At 44.0% G+C, this 24,626-nt stretch carries 17 protein-coding genes and 1 pseudogene; 4 read left to right on the top strand and 14 right to left on the bottom strand.

Annotated features, from left to right (window positions below; translation table 11 throughout):
- Nucleotides 1-158 precede the first annotated feature (158 nt).
- The 3 genes from prpC (at nucleotide 159) to prpF (ending at nucleotide 5,300) form a co-directional block, all read left to right on the top strand.
- Nucleotides 159-1,283 carry a 2-methylcitrate synthase gene (gene prpC, locus BCU94_RS10290; protein ID WP_102440557.1) on the top strand — a complete coding sequence of 375 codons (1,125 nt, stop codon included), beginning with the start codon at nucleotides 159-161 and terminating at the stop codon, nucleotides 1,281-1,283.
- A 103-nt stretch (nucleotides 1,284-1,386) separates the two neighbouring features.
- On the top strand, nucleotides 1,387-4,002 hold the full coding sequence (gene acnD, locus BCU94_RS10285; protein WP_102476334.1) for a Fe/S-dependent 2-methylisocitrate dehydratase AcnD: 2,616 nt from the start codon (nucleotides 1,387-1,389) through the stop codon (nucleotides 4,000-4,002).
- 104 nt (nucleotides 4,003-4,106) lie between these two features.
- Entirely contained in the window at nucleotides 4,107-5,300 is a 1,194-nt protein-coding gene (gene prpF, locus BCU94_RS10280; RefSeq protein WP_102476333.1) for a 2-methylaconitate cis-trans isomerase PrpF, read from the top strand.
- Nucleotides 5,301-5,580: 280 nt separating this feature from the next.
- On the opposite strand, the gene BCU94_RS10275 is transcribed toward prpF, so the two are convergent.
- The 14 genes from BCU94_RS10275 to BCU94_RS10210 all read right to left on the bottom strand — a co-directional run bounded on the left by BCU94_RS10275 (nucleotide 5,581) and on the right by BCU94_RS10210 (nucleotide 23,782).
- The gene (locus BCU94_RS10275) at nucleotides 5,581-5,760 is read right to left on the bottom strand and encodes a hypothetical protein (protein ID WP_102476332.1); all 180 of its coding nucleotides are present in this window, start codon (nucleotides 5,758-5,760) and stop codon (nucleotides 5,581-5,583) included.
- A 143-nt stretch (nucleotides 5,761-5,903) separates the two neighbouring features.
- On the bottom strand, nucleotides 5,904-7,901 hold the full coding sequence (gene recD / locus BCU94_RS10270; RefSeq protein WP_102476331.1) for an exodeoxyribonuclease V subunit alpha: 1,998 nt from the start codon (nucleotides 7,899-7,901) through the stop codon (nucleotides 5,904-5,906).
- The gene (locus BCU94_RS10265) at nucleotides 7,901-11,704 is read right to left on the bottom strand and encodes a UvrD-helicase domain-containing protein (protein ID WP_102476387.1); all 3,804 of its coding nucleotides are present in this window, start codon (nucleotides 11,702-11,704) and stop codon (nucleotides 7,901-7,903) included. The genes recD and BCU94_RS10265 overlap by 1 nt, the downstream gene beginning before the upstream one ends.
- 50 nt (nucleotides 11,705-11,754) lie before the next feature.
- Nucleotides 11,755-15,459, bottom strand: a complete 3,705-nt coding sequence (recC, locus tag BCU94_RS10260) for an exodeoxyribonuclease V subunit gamma (protein WP_102476330.1) — start codon at nucleotides 15,457-15,459, stop codon at nucleotides 11,755-11,757.
- 286 nt (nucleotides 15,460-15,745) lie between these two features.
- On the bottom strand, nucleotides 15,746-17,446 hold the full coding sequence (locus tag BCU94_RS10255; protein WP_102476329.1) for a Na(+)/H(+) antiporter subunit D: 1,701 nt from the start codon (nucleotides 17,444-17,446) through the stop codon (nucleotides 15,746-15,748).
- Nucleotides 17,433-17,777 carry a hypothetical protein gene (locus tag BCU94_RS10250; protein ID WP_102440564.1) on the bottom strand — a complete coding sequence of 115 codons (345 nt, stop codon included), beginning with the start codon at nucleotides 17,775-17,777 and terminating at the stop codon, nucleotides 17,433-17,435. Before BCU94_RS10250 ends, BCU94_RS10255 begins: the two co-directional genes overlap by 14 nt.
- The gene (locus BCU94_RS10245; RefSeq protein WP_102476328.1) at nucleotides 17,767-19,257 is read right to left on the bottom strand and encodes a monovalent cation/H+ antiporter subunit D family protein; all 1,491 of its coding nucleotides are present in this window, start codon (nucleotides 19,255-19,257) and stop codon (nucleotides 17,767-17,769) included. The genes BCU94_RS10250 and BCU94_RS10245 overlap by 11 nt, the downstream gene beginning before the upstream one ends.
- Complete coding sequence (locus tag BCU94_RS10240; RefSeq protein WP_102440566.1) at nucleotides 19,254-20,732, bottom strand: monovalent cation/H+ antiporter subunit D family protein; 1,479 nt, start codon at nucleotides 20,730-20,732, stop codon at nucleotides 19,254-19,256. Before BCU94_RS10240 ends, BCU94_RS10245 begins: the two co-directional genes overlap by 4 nt.
- A complete protein-coding gene (locus BCU94_RS10235) occupies nucleotides 20,732-21,094 on the bottom strand; it encodes a cation:proton antiporter subunit C (protein ID WP_102440567.1) in 363 nt (120 codons plus the stop codon). Before BCU94_RS10235 ends, BCU94_RS10240 begins: the two co-directional genes overlap by 1 nt.
- A complete protein-coding gene (locus tag BCU94_RS10230; protein ID WP_277869117.1) occupies nucleotides 21,075-22,088 on the bottom strand; it encodes a Na(+)/H(+) antiporter subunit B in 1,014 nt (337 codons plus the stop codon). The genes BCU94_RS10235 and BCU94_RS10230 overlap by 20 nt, the downstream gene beginning before the upstream one ends.
- Nucleotides 22,089-22,114: 26 nt before the next feature.
- Entirely contained in the window at nucleotides 22,115-22,456 is a 342-nt protein-coding gene (mnhG, locus tag BCU94_RS10225) for a monovalent cation/H(+) antiporter subunit G (protein ID WP_102440569.1), read from the bottom strand.
- A complete protein-coding gene (locus BCU94_RS10220) occupies nucleotides 22,453-22,749 on the bottom strand; it encodes a monovalent cation/H+ antiporter complex subunit F (protein WP_102440570.1) in 297 nt (98 codons plus the stop codon). The genes mnhG and BCU94_RS10220 overlap by 4 nt, the downstream gene beginning before the upstream one ends.
- On the bottom strand, nucleotides 22,749-23,249 hold the full coding sequence (locus tag BCU94_RS10215; protein WP_102440571.1) for a Na+/H+ antiporter subunit E: 501 nt from the start codon (nucleotides 23,247-23,249) through the stop codon (nucleotides 22,749-22,751). The genes BCU94_RS10220 and BCU94_RS10215 overlap by 1 nt, the downstream gene beginning before the upstream one ends.
- 80 nt (nucleotides 23,250-23,329) lie before the next feature.
- Nucleotides 23,330-23,782 carry a Rap1a/Tai family immunity protein gene (locus BCU94_RS10210; protein ID WP_102476327.1) on the bottom strand — a complete coding sequence of 151 codons (453 nt, stop codon included), beginning with the start codon at nucleotides 23,780-23,782 and terminating at the stop codon, nucleotides 23,330-23,332.
- Between the two features lie 566 nt (nucleotides 23,783-24,348).
- Here BCU94_RS10210 and BCU94_RS10205 point away from each other — a divergent pair.
- Nucleotides 24,349-24,626 (top strand): annotated as a pseudogene (locus BCU94_RS10205) (transposase); the annotation flags it as partial.

Raw genomic sequence — 24,626 nt, 5'->3', positions numbered from 1 at the left:
GTGTTTATAAGCTTTGTCGTTGTAGCAATAGCGATTTATTGCGATTGGATGATTAATGCACAAATATTGTTCTTGAACAAAGATTGTCGACAAGCAAACCGATAATTTAAAAGACAACCAAATAGTACTCGAAACACATAAAAGAATAGGAAATCATTATGGTAGACAAGAAACTAAGTGGTGCAGGCCTTCGTGGTCAAAGCGCAGGTGATACAGCATTATGTACCGTAGGTAAATCAGGCTCAGGTTTAACCTATTGCGGTTACGATGTTGCCGATTTATCTGAAAATGCTACTTTTGAGGAAGTCGCCTATCTATTATTTAATGGTGAATTGCCAACGCAAGATCAGCTAGATACTTATAAATCAGTATTGACGACTCAGCGTGATTTACCACAAGCATTAAAAGAAGTATTACAACGTATTCCTGCCGATGCACATCCAATGGATGTGATGCGCACTGGTTGCTCATTTTTAGGTAATCTTGAGCCAGAAGCTGATTTTGCTGAGCAACATAAAGCAGCAAACCGCTTACTCGCCGCTTTTCCTGCCATCATGTGTTACTGGTATCGTTTCAGCCATGAAGGTGTTGAAATTGACTGCGTTACAGATGAAGAAACCATCGGCGGCCACTTCTTAAAACTATTGAATGGTAAAACGCCTTCAGAGCAACATCGTAAAGTGATGGATGTATCGTTAATACTTTATGCAGAGCATGAGTTTAACGCTTCTACCTTTACTGCGCGCGTATGTGCTTCAACCTTATCTGACATGTTCTCGTGTATTACCGGTGCTATCGGTACTCTTCGTGGCCCACTTCATGGCGGTGCTAATGAAGCAGCAATGGACATGATCCAAAAGTTTACTTCGCCAAGCGATGCTAAAGCGCAAATGGCAGGCATGCTAGAGCGTAAAGAAAAAATCATGGGCTTTGGTCATGCGATTTACCGCACTTCAGATCCACGTAATGTGATCATTAAAGCCTGGTCAGAAAAACTGGCTCAGGAAAATGGCGATACTAGCTTGTACGACATCTCAGTGGCTTGTGAAGAGTTTATGTGGGATACAAAAAAACTATTCTGTAATGCTGATTTCTTCCATGCATCGGCTTATCATTTTATGGGTATTCCAACCAAGCTATTTACGCCTATCTTTGTGTGTTCACGTCTTACTGGCTGGGCTGCTCACGTCATGGAGCAGCGCTCAAACAATCGTATTATCAGACCAAGTGCTGATTACATCGGATCTGAGCCACGCACTGTAACGCCAATTAGCGAAAGATAAACAGTCAAAGGCTGGCCAATGGGTCAGCCTTTTGTTTTTCAGACCTTGTTGAACATGCAAATTGCAAACTAGCTAACAATTACCAAACTTGATGGATTGGGTTATGAATTCAAATTATAGAAAACCGTTACCAGGTACAGAGCTGGATTACTTTGATACCAAAGCTGCTGTTGATGATATTCAAGCAGGCGCATTCGACAAACTGCCATACAGTTCTCGTGTTTATGCCGAGAACCTTGTGCGCCGTTGCCCACCTGAGACGCTAACAGATTGCTTAAAACAAATTATTGAACGTAAGCGAGATCTCGATTTCCCTTGGTTTCCAGCCCGTGTTGTTTGTCACGACATTCTTGGTCAAACCGCATTAGTTGATTTAGCGGGTTTACGTGATGCTATCGCTGAAAAAGGCGGCGACCCATCAAAAGTGAACCCAGTAGTGCCAACGCAGTTGATTGTCGATCACTCTCTGGCTGTCGAACATGCAGGTTTCGAAAAAGATGCCTTTGAAAAAAACCGCGCCATTGAAGACAGACGTAATGAAGACAGATTTCATTTTATTAACTGGACTAAAACGGCCTTTAAAAATATTGATGTGATCCAGCCCGGTAACGGCATCATGCATCAAATTAATTTAGAGAAAATGTCGCCAGTGGTGCAAGCCCGTGAAGGCGTGGCATTTCCTGATACCTTAGTGGGCACAGATAGCCATACGCCCCATGTGGATGCTTTAGGTGTTATCGCTATTGGTGTTGGTGGGCTTGAAGCTGAAAGCGTGATGCTAGGTCGCCCATCTTATATGCGTCTACCTGATATAGTCGGTGTTGAGCTGGTCGGCGAGCGTCAATCAGGCATTACTGCGACAGATATTGTGTTAGCGATTACCGAGTTTTTACGCGAGCAAAAAGTAGTATCAACTTACCTTGAGTTTTATGGTGAAGGCGCCGCTAATCTGACATTAGGCGATCGCGCTACGATTTCAAATATGACGCCAGAATTTGGCGCCACAGCAGCGATGTTTTATATCGATGATAAAACCATTGATTACTTAAAACTGACTGGCCGTGATGATAAACAAGTTGAGTTAGTTGAGACTTACGCCAAACAAAATGGCCTATGGGCTGACACGCTAGTTAATGCAGAATATGAACGCGTGCTGCGTTTTGACTTATCCAGTGTTGGACGTAACATTGCAGGTCCTTCAAACCCACATCGCCGCGTATCGACAAGTGATTTAGCCGCTAAAGGCATTAGCGGTATTGTTGAGAATGAAGCCGGCTTAATGCCTGATGGCGCTTGTATTATTGCCGCCATTACCAGTTGTACTAACACCTCTAACCCACGCAATGTGATTGCTGCAGGCTTAATCGCCCGTAACGCCAATGCCAAGGGGCTTACACGTAAACCTTGGGTTAAAACCTCATTAGCACCAGGCTCAAAAGCGGTGCAGTTGTATCTTGAAGATGCCAATTTATTAACCGAACTTGAAGCCTTGGGCTTTGGTATTGTCGGTTTTGCCTGTACTACCTGTAATGGCATGAGTGGCGCGCTCGATCCTGTGATTCAACAAGAAGTGATTGAACGTGATTTATATGCCACCGCGGTGTTATCAGGTAACCGAAATTTTGATGGTCGTATTCATCCTTATGCGAAACAAGCGTTCTTAGCCTCGCCGCCACTGGTGGTTGCCTACGCTATTGCTGGCACCATTCGTTTTGATATTGAAAAAGATGTTTTAGGTAAAGATCAACAAGGTAACGATATAAGGCTTAAAGATATCTGGCCATCAGATGCTGAAATTGATGCGGTTATCGCTGCTAGCGTTAAGCCTGAGCAATTCCGCAAAGTGTATGAGCCAATGTTTGATATCAAAGTTGAATACGGCAGCGACTCTTCAGCTAAGATTTATCCACAGTATGATTGGCGCCCTCAAAGTACTTATATCCGTCGTCCTCCTTATTGGGAAGGCGCATTAGCGGGTGAGCGCGCCATGAAAGGCATGCGCCCATTAGCGGTATTAGGTGACAACATCACTACCGATCATTTATCACCATCAAACGCTATTATGCTTGATAGTGCAGCAGGTGCTTACCTTGATAAAATGGGCTTGCCTGAAGTTGATTTCAACTCATATGCCACCCATCGCGGCGATCACTTAACCGCACAACGTGCCACATTTGCTAACCCTAAACTATTTAATGAAATGGTGACCACCTTAGGTAAAGATGGCAAGCAAGTGATTAAGCAAGGTTCTTACGCCCGAATCGAGCCAGAAGGGCAAGAGTCGCGCATGTGGGAAGCCATTGAAACCTATATGGAGCGTAAGCAGCCACTTATCATCATCGCAGGTGCTGATTATGGTCAAGGTTCAAGCCGTGACTGGGCAGCCAAAGGGGTCCGCTTAGCGGGCGTTGAAGCGATTGTTGCTGAAGGCTTTGAGCGTATCCATCGTACCAACCTTGTAGGAATGGGCGTGCTGCCGCTTGAGTTTACCAATGGCGAGAACCGTCATACCTATCAAATTGATGGTACTGAAACCTACGATGTTATCGGTGAGCGTACTCCAGGTGCGGCGCTATCAGTAATCATTACTCGCACTAATGGTGAGCATTTAACTGTGCCAGTTAAATGTCGATTAGACACCGCTGAAGAGGTGTCTATCTATGAAGCGGGCGGTATTTTACAACGCTTTGCCCAAGACTTTTTAGAGGCCAGCCATTAGTGACTAGTGATGAGTCATAAGTAGTTATAGCTGCGTTAAATTTAACAAACATCAGCACAATGAATGCCTCTCACTCATTGTGCTGATTGATTTTAGGAAACATGATGTTTCATATTCCACAAATAAAAATTCCAGCAACCTATATGCGTGGTGGCACCAGTAAAGGGGTGTTTTTCAATCTAACTGATTTACCTAAAGCGGCTCAAGTTGCGGGCGATGCCCGTGATGCCATGCTACTTAGAGTCATTGGCAGTCCAGATCCCTATGGCAAACAAACTGATGGCATGGGCGGCGCAACCTCAAGTACCAGCAAAACGGTAATACTGTCTAAAAGCCGCCACGCCGATCATGATGTGGATTACCTTTTTGGCCAAGTGGCCATAGACAAACCCTTCGTTGATTGGAGTGGTAATTGCGGTAATTTAACGGCGGCTGTGGGTTCGTTTGCCATATCCAATGGCTTAATTGACAGTAGCCGCGTACCTGAAAATGGTATTGCGGTAGTGCGTATATGGCAGGCCAATATCAGCAAAACCATAATTGCGCACGTGCCAATGGCTAACGGCGCAGTGCAAGAAACCGGTGATTTTGAATTAGACGGGGTGACCTTTCCTGCAGCCGAAGTACTGGTTGATTTTTTAGCTCCAGCAGACGCTGATGCGGCGATGTTCCCAACTGGTAATGTGGTGGATGATTTAGTTGTGCCAGAGCTTACCGCAAAAGGGATCCCATCCATTAAAGCCACTATGATTAATGCAGGTATTCCAACGATATTTGTTAATGCTGCCGACATTGGTTATGTGGGTAATGAGCTTCAAGATGACATAAACAATGATGATAGCGCATTAGCATTTTTCGAAAGCTTACGTGCCCATGGCGCAGTGCAAATGGGGTTAATTAAACACATTGATGAAGCTGCAGCGCGCCAACACACGCCAAAAATTGCCTTTGTGTCGCCGCCAAGTGCATATAACTCATCAAGTGGAAAAGCGGTATTTGCCATTGATATTGACTTACAAGTGCGGGCATTATCAATGGGTAAACTGCACCATGCCATGATGGGTACAGCAGCGGTAGCAATAGGCACGGCTGCTGCCGTTGAAGGCTCGCTAGTAAATCTTGCAGCTGGTGGACAAGCACGTACTTCAGTGGTGTTTGGTCATCCATCAGGTACTCTAAAAGTGGGCGCAGAAGCGACATTATCCAATGGTAGCTGGCAGGTGAATAAAGCCAGCATGAGCCGCAGTGCAAGAGTGCTTATGGAAGGTTGGGTAAGAATACCTGGAGATAGTTTTTAGGTTGTTTTTAGTGTTTGATTTGGCAGTTATCTTAACGGGATAACTGCCAGTTTAAGTTTTTAAAGATTATCCGTTCGATGATACTAGCCTGTTCGCTTTAAAAATGCGACGCATTCAAACGAATCCTTTCTAGCTGAAGAGCTTAAAATAGGCTTAGAGGTTTTGCCCGTTGAGGGGGGAGTTTTTGAGTCACAAGCTAGATCATTGAACGCGACTGAAACACTTATAAGTTCGCCGTTATAATCAATCACAGTGGATATTTTATCATTAGTGATATGGGTTACAATAAATGCAACATTTCAAAGTCTTCCTTATGTAGCGGCGCAATTTTAAATTCATGCCCCGGGCTGAATCGATTGAGAGCTAGGTTATAGTTTTCTTTACCTATCTTTTGCCATCTAGGCGGGTTAGGGTCATTTATTGTCTTATCTGCTTGGTCTAAACTCTTTTCTAGATCCATAATACTTCCATGTTTCTATGAATTAACTCATAGGAACTAACTTAGCTGCTTTATGGAAAAAACATCAAAAAGTTACATTTCTAGCTCTATCTATATCTATTTGATCAATTGCTTGGCGGCAGTATCCATAGTTGAGATACCAACTACTCGTTATCCTCTCCCCATAACCTCAGCGCTAAACCTGATGCGCGTGAGGTTACCTGTTTGCTGGCACGCTCAAATACATACGGTGTGCCTAAACAAATAAAATGCTCTTTGGCGCGAGTGATAGCGGTATAAACCAACTCTTTAGTCAGCAGCTGCCATTGGGCGTTACTGGGTTTTTGTGGTAACACAAAGGCGACTTTTTCAAACTCGCTGCCTTGGCTTTTATGTACGGTCATCGCAAAGCAACTGTCGTGATTGGGCAGCCTTGCAGGTTGTACTTTTAACAAGCTGCCATCGGCTTTAACAAAGTAGGCCATTAATTTTTCGGGCTTTTGCTCATCTTGCAATATCAAGCCAATATCGCCGTTGAATAAGCCTAAATTGTAATCATTACTTTGAATGATAATCGGTCTACCAAGGTAAAATTCTTGAGTGGGTTTTATCCAATGATTCTGTTTGAGCACATTAGTGATGGCGAGGTTCATGCCATCAACGCCAAATTCACCTGAGCGCATGGCACATAGAATGCGGAATTTATTGAAGGTATCAATAATCTCTTCTGCGCCATAAATACAGCTTAATTGCTGCGAGTAAGCATACTGATTATCGAGCACTTTTTGTAAGTACTCGGCATAAGCTGCCACTGCCGATTGCAATAACGGCAAACTTTGGGCGTCGGGCTGATGCTCTATCCAAGTTAACTCTTGATGGCCGCACTGCCACTCACGGCGAATGCCGTTGATGTTGACATAGTTTACCGCATTGGCCAGCAAGCCAATGCCGCCATCACCTTTAAAGCGGTGGCTGTGCATCAGCATACATAAATTGTCGCCGAGCATAGGTTTAGGATGGATAAACTGACTGGTATTTTGCTGAGTTAACTGCTGCAATAAGTTGGCTTGCTGCTCTGAATAGCGCATTCGCCATGGTGATGCATTAGCACTAAGATCGGCCGTCACTTTTAACCCTGCACAAATATCCGCCAATACAGCGCCTGCTTCAACGGATGCCAGCTGGTCTTGATCGCCCAATAATATTAGGCGGGCATTTTTAGGCAGGGCGCTTAATAGCTTATGCATCATAGGCAAATCCACCATTGATGCTTCATCGACCACCAATAAATCTAACCTAAGAGGGTTATCTTTGTGGTGTCTAAATAAGTGTGAGTTAGGGATCACTCCTAACAAACGGTGCAGGGTAGCAGCCTCTTCAGGAATTTTGCTTAGGGCATCAATTAGCTCTGGCTTAGCGGTTTGCTCAACTTGACTTACTAGCCGCGCTTTAGAGGCTTTAATGGACTCACTTAATCGCGCTGCGGCTTTACCGGTTGGCGCCACCAGTCGAATGGTTAAGGCTTTTTGAGTTAGCAGTAACAAGAGCAACTTAGTGACAGTGGTAGTTTTACCTGTGCCGGGGCCGCCAGTAATCACCGCTAAGGCTTTAGTTAGCGCCGTAGCAGTGGCCACTTTTTGCCAGTTGATGCTCTTGCTATTTACATCTTGTTTTTCATCGAATAAGTCATTCAAATATTGCGCTAGCGTTGCGGTATCAACAGTTAAGTTAACTTGTGCCAACTGGTTGAATCGGGCTGCCACTTGGGTTTCAAAGTGATAATACTTGTTTAAGTACAATCGGTTATGCTCAACAATTAATGGCTGGTTATCATCAGGTTGGCCGACACAGGCTAATGCTTCGATAGCGTCACTGAGTTGCTGGTGGGTTATTGTTAACTTGCAATGGGACTCTTGCTCGCAAAACGGATTATCAAGATCGATATTATCGATAACTAAGCAGCTGTGCTGACTTGATAATTGCTGGCTTAATAGCGCACAGATTAATAATAAAAACTCATCAGCAGTGTCATTTTTGGCATCAACTTGAGCGAGCTGAGAGTTGGCCATTTCAAGGGCGAAGTGACGATCAAGTGGGGTAATTAACCCTTGTTGTTGCCAATTTTTAAGTAACTGAGTCATTGGGGCGCTAAGGGTAATCATTATTTTTGCTCCAATGCATTGTTGTTTGAAAATAGTGCATCTAAATCAGTGATTAAGGCCAATGGCGGTTTATCAAAAAATATTCCTGCGCCTGAAGCTTCTGGGCTCATACCACGTAAGAAAAGGTAAAAACTGCCGCCTATATGACGCTGGTAATCATAACTTGGCATTCGCAAAGATAAGTAACGATGCAGTGCCAAGGTATAAAGAATATATTGCAAATTATAACGGTGGCTACTGATGGCTGTCGCCATCGCAATATGGTCATAACATGTTAAATCGTCACCCAAATGGTTAGATTTATAATCGGCAATAAAATACTGGCCTTTATACTCAAAGGTTAAATCGATAAAGCCTTTTAACATGCCTTGTAGCTCGTCAAATTCAAGCCCTGCATCATAACCATATTGTTGTAACAACTGATTTAACTGCTGAGATTTTAATTGGCTAATGGGCAGATAAAACTCCATCTCAACTAATTTTTGCTCTGGGGCTAACTGGGCTAATGTCAGTGGCAAACCATGATCATTTAATAGCTGATTATCTTGCGCTGCATTATTGGTAATGAGCGGGCTATGAAGGATTTGTTGATACCACTGGATTAAGGTATCTGTCCATATCTCTTGGTCAAAACCATATTGCTCCATGGCTTTGGGTAAGGCTTGTGGCAATTCAACCTCAGCATTGGTGAAATCAAATAGCTCTAACACCAAATGCATGAAGCTACCGGCATTGGCGCCGCGCTCGAAGGTAAAACGATTAATGGCGTTGTTTTCAACATCAGTGTCAAAAGGGTTGATGTCAGCTGCGGATTCAAATTGCGGCAGGGTTTCTTGGCTAAAGTCTTCATCGTCGGCACCCGGAGAGACTTTTTCATGGGCAAGGTGTTTCACCAAACCTGAGTAACTGCCAACTCGCCATGGGGTGTGGTAATCACGCTGCAAAGTTTTTGCCGCCAATTGTTGCGACTGGCCATTAAGTTCAGTGAGTACTGAGTCATCAATCGCCTCTAGCTGAACCACGCTAATGGCATCGGGCACTGGCGCGCTGGTTTTTATGGCCAGTGCTTGTTGTGATAACAACTCAAAATCACAATCTTTAGTGGTGATCCCCAATAAATAACCAATGGCGGTTTCGTATAAGTGACTACTTACCCCTGCTTTAAGCATGCGGCTATGGTTGGCAATGTATAAGTAACACACATAAACCGGACGGGTGAGCGCCACGTATAACAGACGTAAATCTTCAGCGAGGTTTTCTTGTTTGTATTGCTCCCAGCCTTCTTTCGTGCCCTCAACATCCCAAACTAATTGGTCATTTTTATGGTAAAGCATAGGCGCAGGCTTTTTGCGATTATCCCGCGCGAGACTGATAAATGGCACCATACAAACGGGATATTCAAGCCCCTTACTTTTATGAATGGTAACGATTTGCACCAGATTTTGTTCGCTTTCAAGGCGCAATTGCTGCTCATCATTGCCTTGAGCATCAATCAGTTGTTGCTCAAACCAATTCATTATCGCGCTGCTACCATCAAGTTCGGTGGCTTTTTGCTGCAGTAGTTCGCACAAATGGCGGAAATCGGTGAGTCGGCGCTCGCCACTTTCAGCATTACTATTAGCACTACTATCAACACTACTATCAGCCATACTATCTGAGTTGCTGTCGACGCTTGGGCTAAGCTGTTTACTTAAATAGCGCTTAATCAGCTGGGTTTGGTTAGCCAAACTTAACAGCGCAGGCATGATGCCGCGCTTAAGCCAGGTTTGATGCCAATCAGCAAATTGGTCCAGTAAGCTTTGTCGCTGCTCTTCATCTTGATTAAACAGATGAATTTGCTGGGCGCTGTAACCCATAAGCTCAGTGGCAAGTGCTGCGCGAAGGCAGCGCTCATCTTTCGGGTTAGCAATAGCCCGTAAAATTATCGCCAGTTCAAAGGCCTCTTGGGTGTTAAATACGCTATCTCGGCTTAAAAATACTGCGCCAATATTACGCTCGCTTAAGGCTTGCTTCATCACCGAGGCTTCATTTTTATCGCGCACTAACACGGCAATATCTTTGGCGATGAGCGCTGTGCCATTCATATGGCATTGCTCAGTTTGCGCTTCAGTTAATAAACGTTTTATTTCACTGGCAGCATCATTCGCCAGTAGATGACGGGCAGTAGTTTTATTTAAGCCGCTTTCACCTTCGCCAAGCAGTTTAATTCGCAGCGCTGATTTGTCTTCAGTGGCTTCAGTGAGCTTTTTATTGTCAGCGCTGGCTGGGGTATCAACCACATCATAAGGGATCGCATCACTGATAAATGGATCCTGATGTTGGCTAAAGAGCTGGTTAACCCCATTGACCAGTGCCGTGGATGAGCGGTAATTGGTTTCGAGGTTATAGTGCGCTTTAGTTTGCTTACGGGCATGGATATAGGTATGAATATCGGCGCCGCGAAAGGCATAAATGGCTTGTTTGGGATCGCCAATCATTAATAAACTTAAACTATCAAGCTGGGTTTGCTGCTGATAAATGTTTGAGAAAATAGTAAATTGCAGCGGATCAGTATCTTGGAATTCATCAATTAATGCCACCGGAAAGCGTGTTGCAATGGCTTTGGCTAAATGGTGTGCGCTGGATTCAGTAGCAGTTGATTCAGTATCAGTTGATTCAGTATCAGTTGATTTAGTAGCAGTTGATAAGGCATCAGCCAAGGTGATCAAGAGATCATCTGGGGTCATTAAGTTGCGCTGGGCTTTTTGCAGCATAAATCGCAGCCGAATACCGTCACGGGCGCGAATTAAAAATGATGGCTTTATTTGCTGGATAAGTGCAAATAATCGCTCGATATGATCGAGCAGCGGCGCATCATTTGCGCTGGGGATAGTGCCACCTTTATTGAGTTTTAACTCAGATAGCGCCAGCATTTCTAAATCTTTAACTGGCGGCAGGCCATTGCCGAAGCTAACCCAATTGGTTAAGCGATCATACATGGCCGCAAGCTTTGGATAATCATCGGCTTTTTTGCCGAATCTCGCGCCATTGAGCGGTAAGCTGTGTAGCAGTTCCAGTTCTTTTTCACTGTCTGTTGGCCAGCGCTTTTTAAAGCGAGCAAGGCTTTGAACTAATTCATCAGCTAACTGGTTAAACTCTTTCGCCACAAACGGGATATTGGCTTGGCTCGCGCCGAGTAACGGTTTAAGTTGCCAAGCCAAGCTATCAGGGTCGCCAAACTCGTTATCAATCACTTGGGCTAATACTTGTGGCAGTGGGTAGCAGGTCTCACGCCAAAAATCACGCACGGCATGATGTAAAAACTCACTGTCATCGAGAGTAAATTCTGACTCGAATAATAGCGATGACTCAAACGCCATGTCAGATAAAATGCGTTGACAAAAACCGTGAATGGTAAAAATCGCCGCTTCATCTAGTGACTTTAGTGCTAAATCTAACCGTCTTAGGGCAATTGCCCGCTCAGACTCTGGTACTTGTTGGTACAGCGCCTCTACAAATTCATCATTGGTGTCTAAGCCAATAAAGCACTTAAAGGCCACTTGAATACGTTTACGAATTCGATCCCGCAGCTCTTCGGTGGCGGCATTAGTAAAGGTCACCACTAAAATCTGTTCACAGGTGAGCGGCGCTTTATCTTTATCGCCCAGTAATAGCCGTAAATACAGCCCAGAAATGGTGTAGGTTTTACCTGTGCCAGCACTGGCTTCAATTAAGCTTGAACCTGCAAAAGGCAGTGTTAGCGGATTAAGCTTGCTGACTTTTGAGTGAGTTTCTTTGCCATTAGCGATTTCAGAGTCAGTCATTTCGGTGTTAGCGGCCTCTAACTTGCTAGCATTGTCATTAATTTGAGTCATTAGGCTTTGCCCCCTTTAATTACAGAGAGCTTAGGTGGTTGGATAGCATATTCGTCAAGCTCGGCGAGGGTGCCTTTGTGATAAATACTCAACATAGGTTGCAGTAACATGGTGGCTGTTTTGCCAAATTCAGCTTCAGTAAAGTCTTCAGGAAAACTAAATAAACGGCGATTATGGGGATCGTTCCCTTCACCAAAGCCTGATTGTTCATCAAGCCATAATGGCTCGGCAGCTTGCAGTTTTTCCATATGATCACCATCGGCTTCAACATAGGCTAACGCGGTGCGCGGCATAAAGCATAACGGCTGGGCTTGGCCATTGAGATAAGCTTGAATAAATTGCTGTAATAATTGCTGAGCGGACTCTGGCGTAATTGCGCTAAAGGCATGAAAATGGCCAATATCCAGCAGGTAACTGTTTTTCTCAACCCCTGCGGCATTAAGGCATAAATGGCGCAAATACACCCTGACAAAATCACGGCCATGGGCAGTGCCAGGGCGATAATTTATTTGCCCTTTAGCGTAAATATCATCGATGCGGCCAATAAGGTTAACGTTAATGCTTGATTGAGTGCTGTCTAAAGCCTCGCTGTTTAGCGGCGTTAGCCCTTCAAACTGTAAATCAATATCCACTTCCTGACTGTGGCTCTTATCGCCTGTGAGATAGAGCACCCGACCAATGACGTATTTAATGTCGTTTTGATAGCGATTAAGCAGCACATCATCAAAGGGCGCCATGGGTAAACTGCCACTGGCTTTTAGCTGGTTGATAAACTCAATGTCAGCGTGTTCAAGTTGGTGATGCACTGCACTGTCAATCATTGCTGATTGCAATTTATAGCGCTCTAATGCATCTAAGTTAAATGGCTCGTCGTTATCGTCAGCTTGAATTCGTAAATTAAAATCAATTTTTAAACTGCGATTGAAAAAGAATTGCGCTGGGCTTCTGAAAAAGCGTAATAATGCCGACAATTCAAGTTGCACAATGGCGCTGCCATCGTCGGCAACAGCATCAAATGGGTTGTCATCGTTGGCTAAATCTAACGGCTTAAGGCGGTTAAAGAAGCGGGCATTATTAAGTAAGTGGTTCGCATCTGCGATACTTGGCGGGCACCACTGATGATTATAACTTTGCTGCAATTTAGTTTGCTGAGTTGCAGTAAACAATTTGGCATCAAAGGGCTGCAGCGGTTGCTGCTGGATTAAATGGCGTAATATTGCTTTATCGGCATTATTTACTTCAACGCTTTCACGAAAGCTTTCACATAAGCCTTGGCTGGTTTCGAGTTGAGGCTCATTATTTGTAGTGAAATAATAGTCAGCAAAATAACACAGCTGGCAATACTCGGTTAGCTCTGACACCAACATTGAGGGAATTCGTTCAGCGTTATCACGCTCAGAGTGGCCAATGTAGCTGATATAAAATTGCTCTCTGGCAGACAATAAAGCTTCTAAAAACAGGTAACGATCGTCTAATCGGCGGGAACGGTCACCTTTAATAGCGCCATTGTGGGCCATTAAGTCAAATCCAACAGGGTGTTGTACTCGTGGATACACCCCATCATTCATACCCAGTAAACATACCACTTTAAAAGGAATTGAGCGCATCGGCATCAAGGTACAAAAGTTCACACTCCCTGCAAGGTAGCGCTGACCAACTCGAGATTCATTAAGGTTTTGATTAAACCATTGCTTGAGCACTTCAACATCGAGTTCACCTTGATGACCGGCGTCTTCAAGCTCGGTACTTAAGGTGACTAAGGCTTCGCGAATGGTTTGAACTTGCTCGCGCTCGTCATCATCAGCATCAAAGAAAACCTCTAATAAAGCTTGTAGCTGCGCGATACGTTCAAGGGTTGGACATTGGCTAGCCAGTTGCAGTTGATATTCGTCAATGGCCTCTAAGAAATTGAGTAAATAGCCAAGAATTTGCGCAGACTGGCCTTCAACACCTTGTACTAGCAGTGAATCGTTATAAAGCGCTGATTCATCATTAAAAGCATAACCTTGAATTAAGCGGCTAATACCAAATGCCCAAGAGTTCTGCTTAAACGCTGGTACTCCTTGTTGCAATCGGGTTTTTTCATCACGGCCCCAACGCACGTTGGCATCATCTAGCCAACGTCTAATAAGCTGCAGAGCATCATCATCGAGCTGAAATTTTCGTAAAATTGCTGGGACTTCGAGAATACTGATAATGTCAGTGAGGCCAAAACGGCTTTGATTAATATTGAGTAAATTCAAAAAGCTGTTAATTAGCGGTGACTCTTGAGCTGCGCCTCTATCGGCAATGGCATAGGGAATATAGTAGTTGGCTGTTTTGCCTGAGTCTTGATTACTTCGATGTAAACCGCTATTGCTGGTGCCAAATACTGCATCAATATAAGGCGCATAAGCTGCCACGTCGGGCATCATCACCACGATATCTTTGGGTTTTAGTGATGTTTTACCGTTGTCATTCGCATTGCTTGACAGTAACTCGAGTAAATGATCGTGCAGGGTTTCGACTTCTCGTAGCGGGCTATGGCAACTGCGCAGGGTAATTGATTGGTCTTGCTGGCTTAACGAGCGTCTATTGGCGACATTTTGATAAAGTGCTGCATCAGGGCCAAGGGCTTGGCCTAGGGTTTCCATTTGCAGAATATCGTATTGCACCCCTTGGAGTAGATTTAAACTGTCAGGGGATTGTTCGGGCTCGATATAGCAGTCGTAACTAAAGTCAGTGTGTTCTGGCGGAAGCTCTAGCATTAAATCCAGTAATTCACGGCCCATTTTGCCATTGTTAGCCAGGATCGGATTACCCACTTCGAGCTTTTCTTCCCATTGCTCGCCTAACTGCTTTTTATCAACATATTGCAGCGCCATTCTTGCGCGAGCTTTAGGGTCAACAATATCGCCCCAGTAATGCTGACAAGGGCTTAAGGAAAACATAATCACTTCAATGCGTTCAGCCAAGTGATACAGCACTTGCAAGGTTTGTGGCGGCATAGAAGAAATACCAAACACAAATAATCGCTCAGGTAGCGACTTAATTACAGTGTCAGGGTTTTGCAGTGCAGCAATTAAGTGTTGATGTAAGTTGGCGCGATGATAAGTGCTGGCATGAAGGTGGTGCTGGTTATATTCAATCAGTGCCCGCCAGAGCTTAGGTTGCCAACGCTGGTTTTCTTCCAGCTTCAGCGGATGCTCGTTTTGCTCCCAAGCTTGAATCCACTCAGGGCGATACACTAAGTATTGGTCAAAAATATCGGCAATACGGCCACATAATTGATACAGCTTAATGGCATCAAAACTGCCAGCTTGGATATAGGGTAGCGCTTCATCTGTATGGTTGGCGTGCTGATTTTCAACCGGAGCTAAATAGGCTTGTAGCGGCGCAAAGTCAGGGTCATCAAGTAATGGCGGCAGTAAATCCATTAACTTCCACGTCATCGCCGCTTTAGTAAAGGCATTATCTTTAGGCACATCTGGCAGCAGTTCATGGCATAACTGCCAGGTAAAACTCGACGGCAGCGGAAAGGACAGGGCGGCAGCAATACCATTATATTTAGCCACTTCTAGGCGCAGCCAAGTCGACATCCCCGGGCTTTGCACCAAGATATGTTCATTTGCGAGTAAATTAGCGTTATCAAGGGGGATAGCGAGCATTTTAGACAGTTGTTCTGACAGAACTTCCATCTGATTTGATTGAATTAATCTAAGCATTAATCGACTCTACAAATGATGATAAAAACCATTCTAAGAGGTTGTTATTAGGTTTGAAAGGCTTTTATCACATCTAGGGTTTAAGCGCTAAATAAGCAACCAAATTACATGGAGTTTGGTTGGCAAAACTCCTGTTTTTTTCTATAGGATTTATTGATTGAAGCTAAATTTTAATTCAATAATTTACTTGATTATTAATTGAGATCCACTCCAAAAAAAACAACAAGTAGCCTGTTTACTCATGTTTATAGGCAAACAAGCTAGAGAGTATATTAATGAGACTGAGTCAGTTTATAAAGCCAATGAATAGGTAGCTGGCTAGAATCACTGCTACCCAAAGCACCATGTTGCCAGATGGATAGTCGCTCGAGATAAAGCTCCCCCCCCCTTTGTATTGGCGCGCTAAAAACTGCTGACATTGGTCTAACTTCCCACGAATTGATTGACGAATTTCGCCATCCACTTTCCAAATGACTGCAAATATGCGCTGTAGTGCATTAGGCACTAAGCGCCTGTATACCCAATCTACATCAAGGTGAGTAGAGCGAAGCTCTGGTGGATATTTACCTTTGAGATTGAGCCAAACGAACGCTAATGCTGAAAACAGTAATAACTGAGTCTGAGCGAGTACATGGGTCGCATCATATGGGTTGTAACCCGTATCGTATGGCAGCAGAGAATAAAGCGCTGCAGGATAAATACCAATACCAATACATAGACAGGCAGCGATAAACATTGCTGTTAACATATTGAGCGGTGGATCGTTGGCTCGAATACCCGAGTCATGGGCAAAGAAGGCAAAGTAAGGGATTTTGATCCCCGCGTGATGAAAAACACCTGCTGACGCAAACAGTAGCATTAACCAGACCCAGTCATGGCCAGTTTCCATTGCGGCAGACATCACCATGGATTTACTGACAAAACCGCTAAACAGAGGGAATGCAGAAATGGAGGCCGCACCAACAATACACAGTATCGTGGTTTTTGGCATGGTCTTATAAAGGCCGCCGAGATCGGAGCCATTTATACGCCCTGTCATATGCAGTACGGCGCCCATACTCATAAACAACAAGCCTTTAAAAATGACATCGTTAAAAGCATGAGACACTGCACCATTTAATGCCAGCGAAGTCCCGATCCCGATGCCGACGACCATAAAGCCTACTTGGTTAATCAAACTATAGGCAAGCACTCGGCGAAGATCGTTTTCAATCACCGCAAAGAAGATTGGGAAACAGGTCATTGTAGCGCCAATGTATATCAGCAACTCAGTGCCAGGGTAAGCCCGAGCAAGTGCATAAACCGCCACTTTAGTGGTAAATGCGCTGAGTAACACTGTACCGGTCGGCGTCGCTTCAGGGTAAGCGTCGGTAAGCCAAGTGTGAGCAAAAGGAAAAGCACACTTAATACCGAAGGCAATAAAGATAAGCCATCCTGCAATGCTATCTAGGCCGATATAGTCAAAGGCTAGGCTACCGGTTTCAGAGATATAAAACAGCGCACCTATCAGCAAAATAACCCCAGAGAGAACCTGCATGATGAGGTAGCGCATTCCCGCGCTATATGCTGCTGGAGTACGACGAGCCCAAACTAGAAATACTGAGGTAAATGCCAACAGCTCCCAGAACACAAACAAGGTAAGTAAATCACCCGCAAACACCGCACCAATAGCGCTACCTGCGTACAGCATAGCGGCAACTTGTTGCACTGTATCTTTAACGTGCAATGAGTAGACGATGCCAATAAATGCGGCAATATGGAAAATATAGCCAAACATCAGGCTTAATTTATCTGCGCGATAAGGGATTAATTCATAGTCTAAAAACATCAATTGCAAATGGACGCCTTCTGGCACAGTCCACAAATGCAATCCGCTGATCACTGGAATCGCTATCATCAAGGCACCGCGCAGCTTTCCACGAGTTGTAGCAGCAATCAATCCGCCAATGATAAACAGCACAAACGGCGGTAACTCAAGCATCCACATTGCGATCACCTTTATTGTTAGCTTCTTTGGCGTGGCCATCGCTGACGTCGACTATTTCAATTTTGCTATTATCAAGCTCTTCAACGGGTCCATAATAATCTTCTGGGCGCATCAAAAAGGTACGCATCCAGCTGGCGACTATGACCAAGATGACGCAGCCGACAAAGCCATAGATAGGATAAAACGCTGGCAGGTTTTCCCAGCTATGATAAACATGGCGATGAATAACAAAATCAAGTGCCACAAGCAATGCACAACAGGTATATAACAGGTATAAAACCCGCTGAATGTTTTTCGGTTTATCAAAGAGATATTGCTTCTCATTGTCCATGGCTAACTCCAGATACAGTCAAGATAGCTTTCGCCAACTCATAAACGGGCTGTGGATGGATGAACATAATCAAGCAGCCTAGGGATGTGATAATTAATGCGATTAATGAAGCCATTGGTGCTTCTTTAATATCTGTACTTGATGACTTATACCCTTTACCGGGGAAAAACGCATGGTAAGGAATAGGTAGTAGGTAGGCGATGTTGAGTAATGAACTGAGCATTAAAGCAACCATGACAACCCAATAGCCGGTTTCAATAGTGCCCATCAATAGGAACCATTTACTCCATGTCCCTCCGGCTGGTGGAACGCCGATAATGCTAAGGCTGGCAATAAAAAAAGCGCCCATGGTGATTGGCATGGCAAAACCTAAGCCGCGCATTTCGCTTACCTTAGATTTATGGCTAGCCACCAAAATGGCGCCAGCACAAAAGAATAGGGTAATTTTGCCAAAGGCATGGGAGGCAATATGCATTGAACTACCAATCACACCCGATGAAGTAGCTAGCAGTGCCCCAATAGTGATATAGCCGAGTTGGCTCACTGTTGAGTAGGCCAATCTGGCTTTTAAGTTGTCTTGTCGCATCGCCACGATTGAAGCTAAGAGCACTGAAAGGGTAGCTAAATAAAGTAAAAATTCAGTAGTTGGTAATTGGGGGAGTAGGTCGAGTCCAAAAATGAAAATACACACCTTCAATACCGTAAATACCCCTGCTTTTACTACCGCTACAGCATGAAGCAGGGCGCTGACCGGTGTTGGTGCCACCATCGCTGCGGGTAGCCAGCGATGAAATGGCATAATGGCAGCCTTACCAATGCCAAATATAAATAGCATTAGGATTATGCCTGCAATGGTGGTATCCACATCGGCATCAAATACGCCGCCTGCTGTAAATTCAAGGGTGCCAGTCACAAACCAAGTTAAGATGATGGCCAGTAAGAAAAAGGCGATAGAGGTAGTGAGCAAGATACCGAGGTAGACACGGCCACCTTGTTTGGCCTTGTCTGTACCTGCGTGAGTCACCAGCGGATAGGTTGATAGAGTGAGCACTTCGTAAAAGATAAACAGAGTAAACAGGTTGGCTGAAAAGGCGAGCCCCATCACTGCACTAATCGCCAAAGCGAAACAGATATAAAAGCGAGTTTGGTTATCCTCATTATGGTCACGCATATAGCCGATGGCGTAAATGGTGGTGATTAGCCAAAGAAAACTGGCAATGAGAGCAAACAGCATACCGAGCGGTTCTACGACAAAACTCACCTCTAAATCAGGCATCAGCTCCCACCATGAGACCTCAATACTGGCACCAGCCATGAGGGCTTGGTAGATATTGATTACGCAGTAAAGCACCATAAGGCTGATACTGATGGTGATAGCCTCACGCAGGTTAGGTTTCTTTCCTGTTGCTGCAATTGCAAAGGTTGCCAGTAAAGGCAATAAGATAGTTAGCTGTAACATCAGCGGCAAAGATGGATTCATGGGGTTATTCCAAACAAACTTTGAGAAGCCGCCTGTGCAACTTGCACGCTTAGGCGAGTATCTATACCGAAATAAATATTAGCGAAAATGAGCGCCCAAATAGGGGCGAGGAAGGTCCAAGGCGCCTCTTTGACAGTTTCACACCCATTAAGTGGCGGCTTGAAGTAAGCCATTTCTACAATACGCCAGATATAGATAATCGCCAGCAGTGATCCCAATAGAATAAGAACGGCCACTGGCCACATACCAGCCTCAACACTGGCGATAAGCAGATACCATTTACTGACAAAACCGACGGTCAATGGCACACCAATCAAACTGAGCCCACCAATAACGATGGCTGACATGGTCAATGGCATTTGTTTACCTAAGCCTTGGAACTGTTTGAGCTGGACGCTGCCAATGCGGTACATTACAGCGCCTAATGCTAAAAACAGCGCGCCTTTCATTAAGGCATGGTTAAACAAATGTAGTAAGGTGGCCATAATGCCGGTACTGGTATTAATCGAGTAGCCAATGATCATATATCCCACCTGAGCGATACTTGAGTAAGCTAAGATGTGTTTCACATTTTGCTGATAAATAGCCGTGATAGATGCGGCAAAAACACCTATAAGACCAAGCACCATTAAAATACTTTGCAGGGGCAGGGTGGTGAATGAGAAAGAGATGCCAAGTACGGTAAAAGTAAAACGAATGAGCAGATACACAGCAACCTTAGTTGAGGTTGCTGCTAAAAATGCTGTCACAATTGAAGGTGCATAGGCATAAGCATTAGGTAGCCACAGGTGCAGTGGAAATAACGCCAGCTTTAAGCAGATCCCGACAATTAAAAAGGCGAATGCTGCAAATACTGTACGGGTGTGGCCAACATCAACTAACCTAACAGCTAAATCGCTCATGTTTAGCGTGCCCGTCATTTGATAGAGCATGCCAATACCAATCAAAATAAAGGTGGCACCAATGGTACCCATTATCAGGTATTGGTAGGCAGCCCACAGTGCTCGTCTATCTTTACCCAAGGCTATTAAGGCATAGGAGGACAGTGAGGAAATCTCTAAAAATACAAATACATTAAAGGCATCACCGGTTGCCACAATGCCGAACATGCCGGTTAAAGACAGCAGGTATAAGCTGTAAAATAAGGTGTGGCGGTCTTCGTCTAACTCTTTTTGTATGCTGGTGTTAGCGGCAAACAACACCACAGTACCTATGGTGGAGATGATTAGCAGTAAAAAGGCGTTCAGCTTATCGATGCGATATTCAATGCCCCAAGGTGCTTCCCAACCCCCAAGTTCATAGGTAATGGTGCCAGACTTCATGACCTCAATTAGTAATATTATGCTGTTGATACAGGTAGCACTGCACACCAATAAGGCAAATATCCACACAAGTTTGGAGCGATTTAGGAACCAGCATAGCGGGGCTGCCATTAGCGGCACCACAACTTGTAAAACAGGCAGGTGAGCTAACACTATGATTCGTCCTCGTTGAGCTGATCTTGTTTTTGGATCTCATCTTCTTCTATACAGCCATAGGCTTCTTTGATTCTGATCACCAGTGCTAGACCAAGCGCTGTGGTCGCAATACCCACCACAATGGCAGTTAGAATTAACACATGGGGCAGCGGGTTAGAGTAATCACTGATCCCTTCAGCCAATATCGGTGCGCTACCACGCTCGACCATGCCGACACTGATATAAAAAATAAACACTGAGGTTTGAAAAATGGTGAGTCCAACTAACTTCTTAACCAAGTTTCCATGGGCGATAACGATATAAAAGCCAATCATCATCAACAATACGACGATCCAATAGTTATAGAGTCCGAGAAACATCCTGCTCCCCTTTTTTATCTGAGCTGTTTTTCTCAGCTTGAATTTGAGCCTGAGCTTGTCTGCGGCCATCAAAGTTGAAAAAGATGCTTAACATCACCGAAGCGACAGTGATGCCCACGCCTAATTCAATCAGCAGTATGCCTAAGTGCTGGCCATCAATCGGATTTTCAGCCAGTACGTTGTAATCTAAGAAGTTAGCCCCATTAATCATGGAAACAACTCCGACACTGGCATAGAGCAAAAGCCCAACAGCAGCAAGCAATTGAATTAGCGCCGGATTAAATACCTTTTTAGCGGTATCTAAACCAAATAGCATGGTATAAAGAATAATCGCAGCAGCGAAGATAACACCTGCTTGAAATCCGCCACCAGGCCCAAAGTCACCATGGAATTGTACATACAGTGCAAATAACAAGATTAAAGGAATAAGTGTTTTACTGACGATGCGCACCACCATGTGGCGCTCATGCATTTGTTCTTCTGTTGGCTCTTCAGATTGAATTTTTTTACGGCGACGAGGCAGTGATAACAGCGAAAGCACGCCAATACCTGCGGTAAAGATAACGGCTACTTCACCTAAAGTATCAAAGGCTCGGTAGCTCCCTAATACTGACGTCACAATATTAGGCACACCTACCTCGTCCATCGAGTCATGAATATAGCGCGGGGCAACATGTTGATGCACTGGCGCATCAACAGTGCCAAAATAAGGCATATCTAGGGTACCGTAGATCAGCATGCTACCAGTGACGAGTACAACAAACAGTGCAAGAAAGGGTTTATGCCGCTTTGGCGCCTCTTTTCGGCCAGTCATGGTAATGGCGGCTAGCATGAGTAAGCCTGATATTCCTGCACCTACAGACGCTTCGGTAAAGGCAACATCTACAGCGTCGAGTACCACAAAGAAACAGGCTGATAATAAGCCATAAATTCCGGTTAACATGACGACCGCTAATAGATCTCTCATGCGAACGATAGCGATGGCGATGACCACTAAAAAGATTAATAGTATTACATCTACTAAGGCTTCGATGGCTTGTTTCCTCCCTGAGGATCAGGCTTATCTTTTTGCGGTAATAGGCCATTATGTAATGCCGCTTTTGCTAAGGCATGACTAGCAGAAGGGTTGATAAAGAGTGTGAATACTAAAATCAATACCAACTTAATGAGTACTAAACCATTTGGGCTTTGCAGCATTAACCCTATCAGGATTGAGCTTGCACCTAAGGTATCGGTTACGCTTGCAGCGTGCATTCGGGTGTAAAAATCAGGGAAACGAATAATCCCTATACCACCAGAAAAACAAAGGAAGCTACCAATTAGCAGGCATAAACCACTGCTTATTTCGAGTAAGAGATTCATTTCTTCCTCTTCTTGGTTAAATGAGATTTATAGGGGGTCACTTTGAACTCGGCTGAGTCTGAATAGCGTAAAACGCCGATGACGCTGATAAAGTTAATGAGGGCATAAACAAGGGCGATATCGAGAAACTCTGGGCGTCCCATTAAAAAGCCCAATAGCGAAATAAGCAGTATGGCTTTAGTACCAAAAGAGTTGAAAGCTAATATTCGATCATAAAGCGTCGGGCCGGCAATACAGCGAATGATTGCCAGTAGCATAACAACGAGAATAGCGATGGTGGCAGTAGCTAACATTAGTCTTCAAGCTCCCTTACCCGGCGGTCCATCTCTCCGGCTTTTAGTGCGTCGATACCATCTTTATGTAAAGCATGAACAGTAAGCTTGTCATCAATTAAGTCTATCGCTACTGTGCCAGGGGTTAGGGTAATGGAGTTGGCGTAAATGACTTTATTAATATCTGAGCATTGGCGAGTGTCTATGGTAGTGAGTGTTGAAGAGATACTGCTGTTACCCAGCCAGATATGTTTAACCACACTAATATTAGATAAAATAACTTCTTTCACTAACCATATCGTATAGCCTGGCATATTGGCATTTAGACGGATTGGGTGCGTTTCTTGGTCGATAACATCCATTTTTTGGGCAATATAAAGCACCAGCATGATTGAGCCTGCACCCAGTGATAATAAAAGCGGGTTAGTGTAATTTGAGTTAATCCACCAAAATAGGGCTAAGGTTAATAACAGGCTAAGCCTATGGCTTGGAACAACGCCGCTTTTATTTTTTTGTGTCATATTATTTAATGCTTCGTGTTAGTTAACTCCAGTACAAAACCTGGCGAGTTTTAAGATTATTATGGTTAGCTTTTTACTCGTTAATCATTTTGCTCGCATGACGATTCATCAGCTAATGCTTGATATACTTGCCTGTGAAGGTCATTAAAAGAATCTGTAGATGGAGACAGTTGGTTAATTGTTCGATCGACTATCTGCTGAACCAGTTGTTCTCGAGTTACATCTGCGGGTATACATACGATTGTAGGTAGCTTTTTGGATGTCTGTGTACCAACTCGAGTACGGTAAGCTCTGTCAGCAAATCCTTCGGTATTGTTTCTAAGTTCGTATTGCTGACTCGTATTTAATGCACCAGCAAGAAAGCCCTGAATATAGTAAGTACATGGCATAGCCGAAATGGTGGCTGATTCGTTATTTAGCGACTTACAAGATGATAGAACAAGTTTTTCTTCATTTTTAGCGTTATTTGAGGATGCGGAAAGCGAAAAAGTAACACTGAATGTAAATAGTACTAAGAGCTTTATGAGCGACATATAACCTCCTTTTATAATTCTATTAATTTTAATATCACCTAGTGAAATATTTCAGTGCAGTACTCTTTAGGCGACTTTGTTTAGCTTCGTATCATGCATTTCTTGCTTGCAATGATATTTCAAGATTATTACGTTGCGCAAAGCTGTTGCTAGCAACATGCTGTTTACTTTTTGCTAACCAATACTCTTTATTTATAACATGAATTATCCAAATTTAAATGCTTAGTAAGTGTAAACTGTATATTTTTTTGATTTTGAGCAGGTTACACCAGCTATAGAAAGGCTCTAGCAAGGGCTACGCACTTGGTTATTGCTAATTTTACTCAGTTAAGGTTTTATATGACTTGTGGCTTTAGTGAGTATGTAAGTTTGAAAATAGAGTGAGGTTATTAGCTTGGTGAAGCTAACTTCTAGATCTAGTACTGGCTGACTGCCAATGGGTTTTTAACCGCTTCAAATTGCAACCTTTTTAAGCGCTTAGCCCCATCAATGAGTTTGAGAATAGGCTTCGGTGTTTAACTGACTTAGCTTGATAATACCTATGGTAAAAAGGCGTTAAAGCTACATTGCTGACCCATAAATTTGTTAAAGGTGAAGTGCTTAATGAATTTGAGTTAAAGACGGCTCATGAATGTATCATTCAATACCGCCAACGTTTGACTGACATTAGCTGGTTTATGGGTTCCTTGAGTGAACCCATTACTAGAATGGCCAATAAAGAAGATAAGTGAACAGGCCGTTTTTGGGAAGGGCGGTTTAAATCTCAAGCCTTGTTAGATGATGCGGCCGTACTCGCCTGTATGGCGTATGTTGATTTGAATCCAATTCGCGCACAAATGGCTGC

It is taken from the genome of Shewanella sp. 10N.286.52.C2 (genome assembly GCF_002874545.1).
GTDB lineage: Bacteria > Pseudomonadota > Gammaproteobacteria > Enterobacterales > Shewanellaceae > Shewanella.
This window is presented reverse-complemented; position numbering and strand designations above follow the sequence as displayed.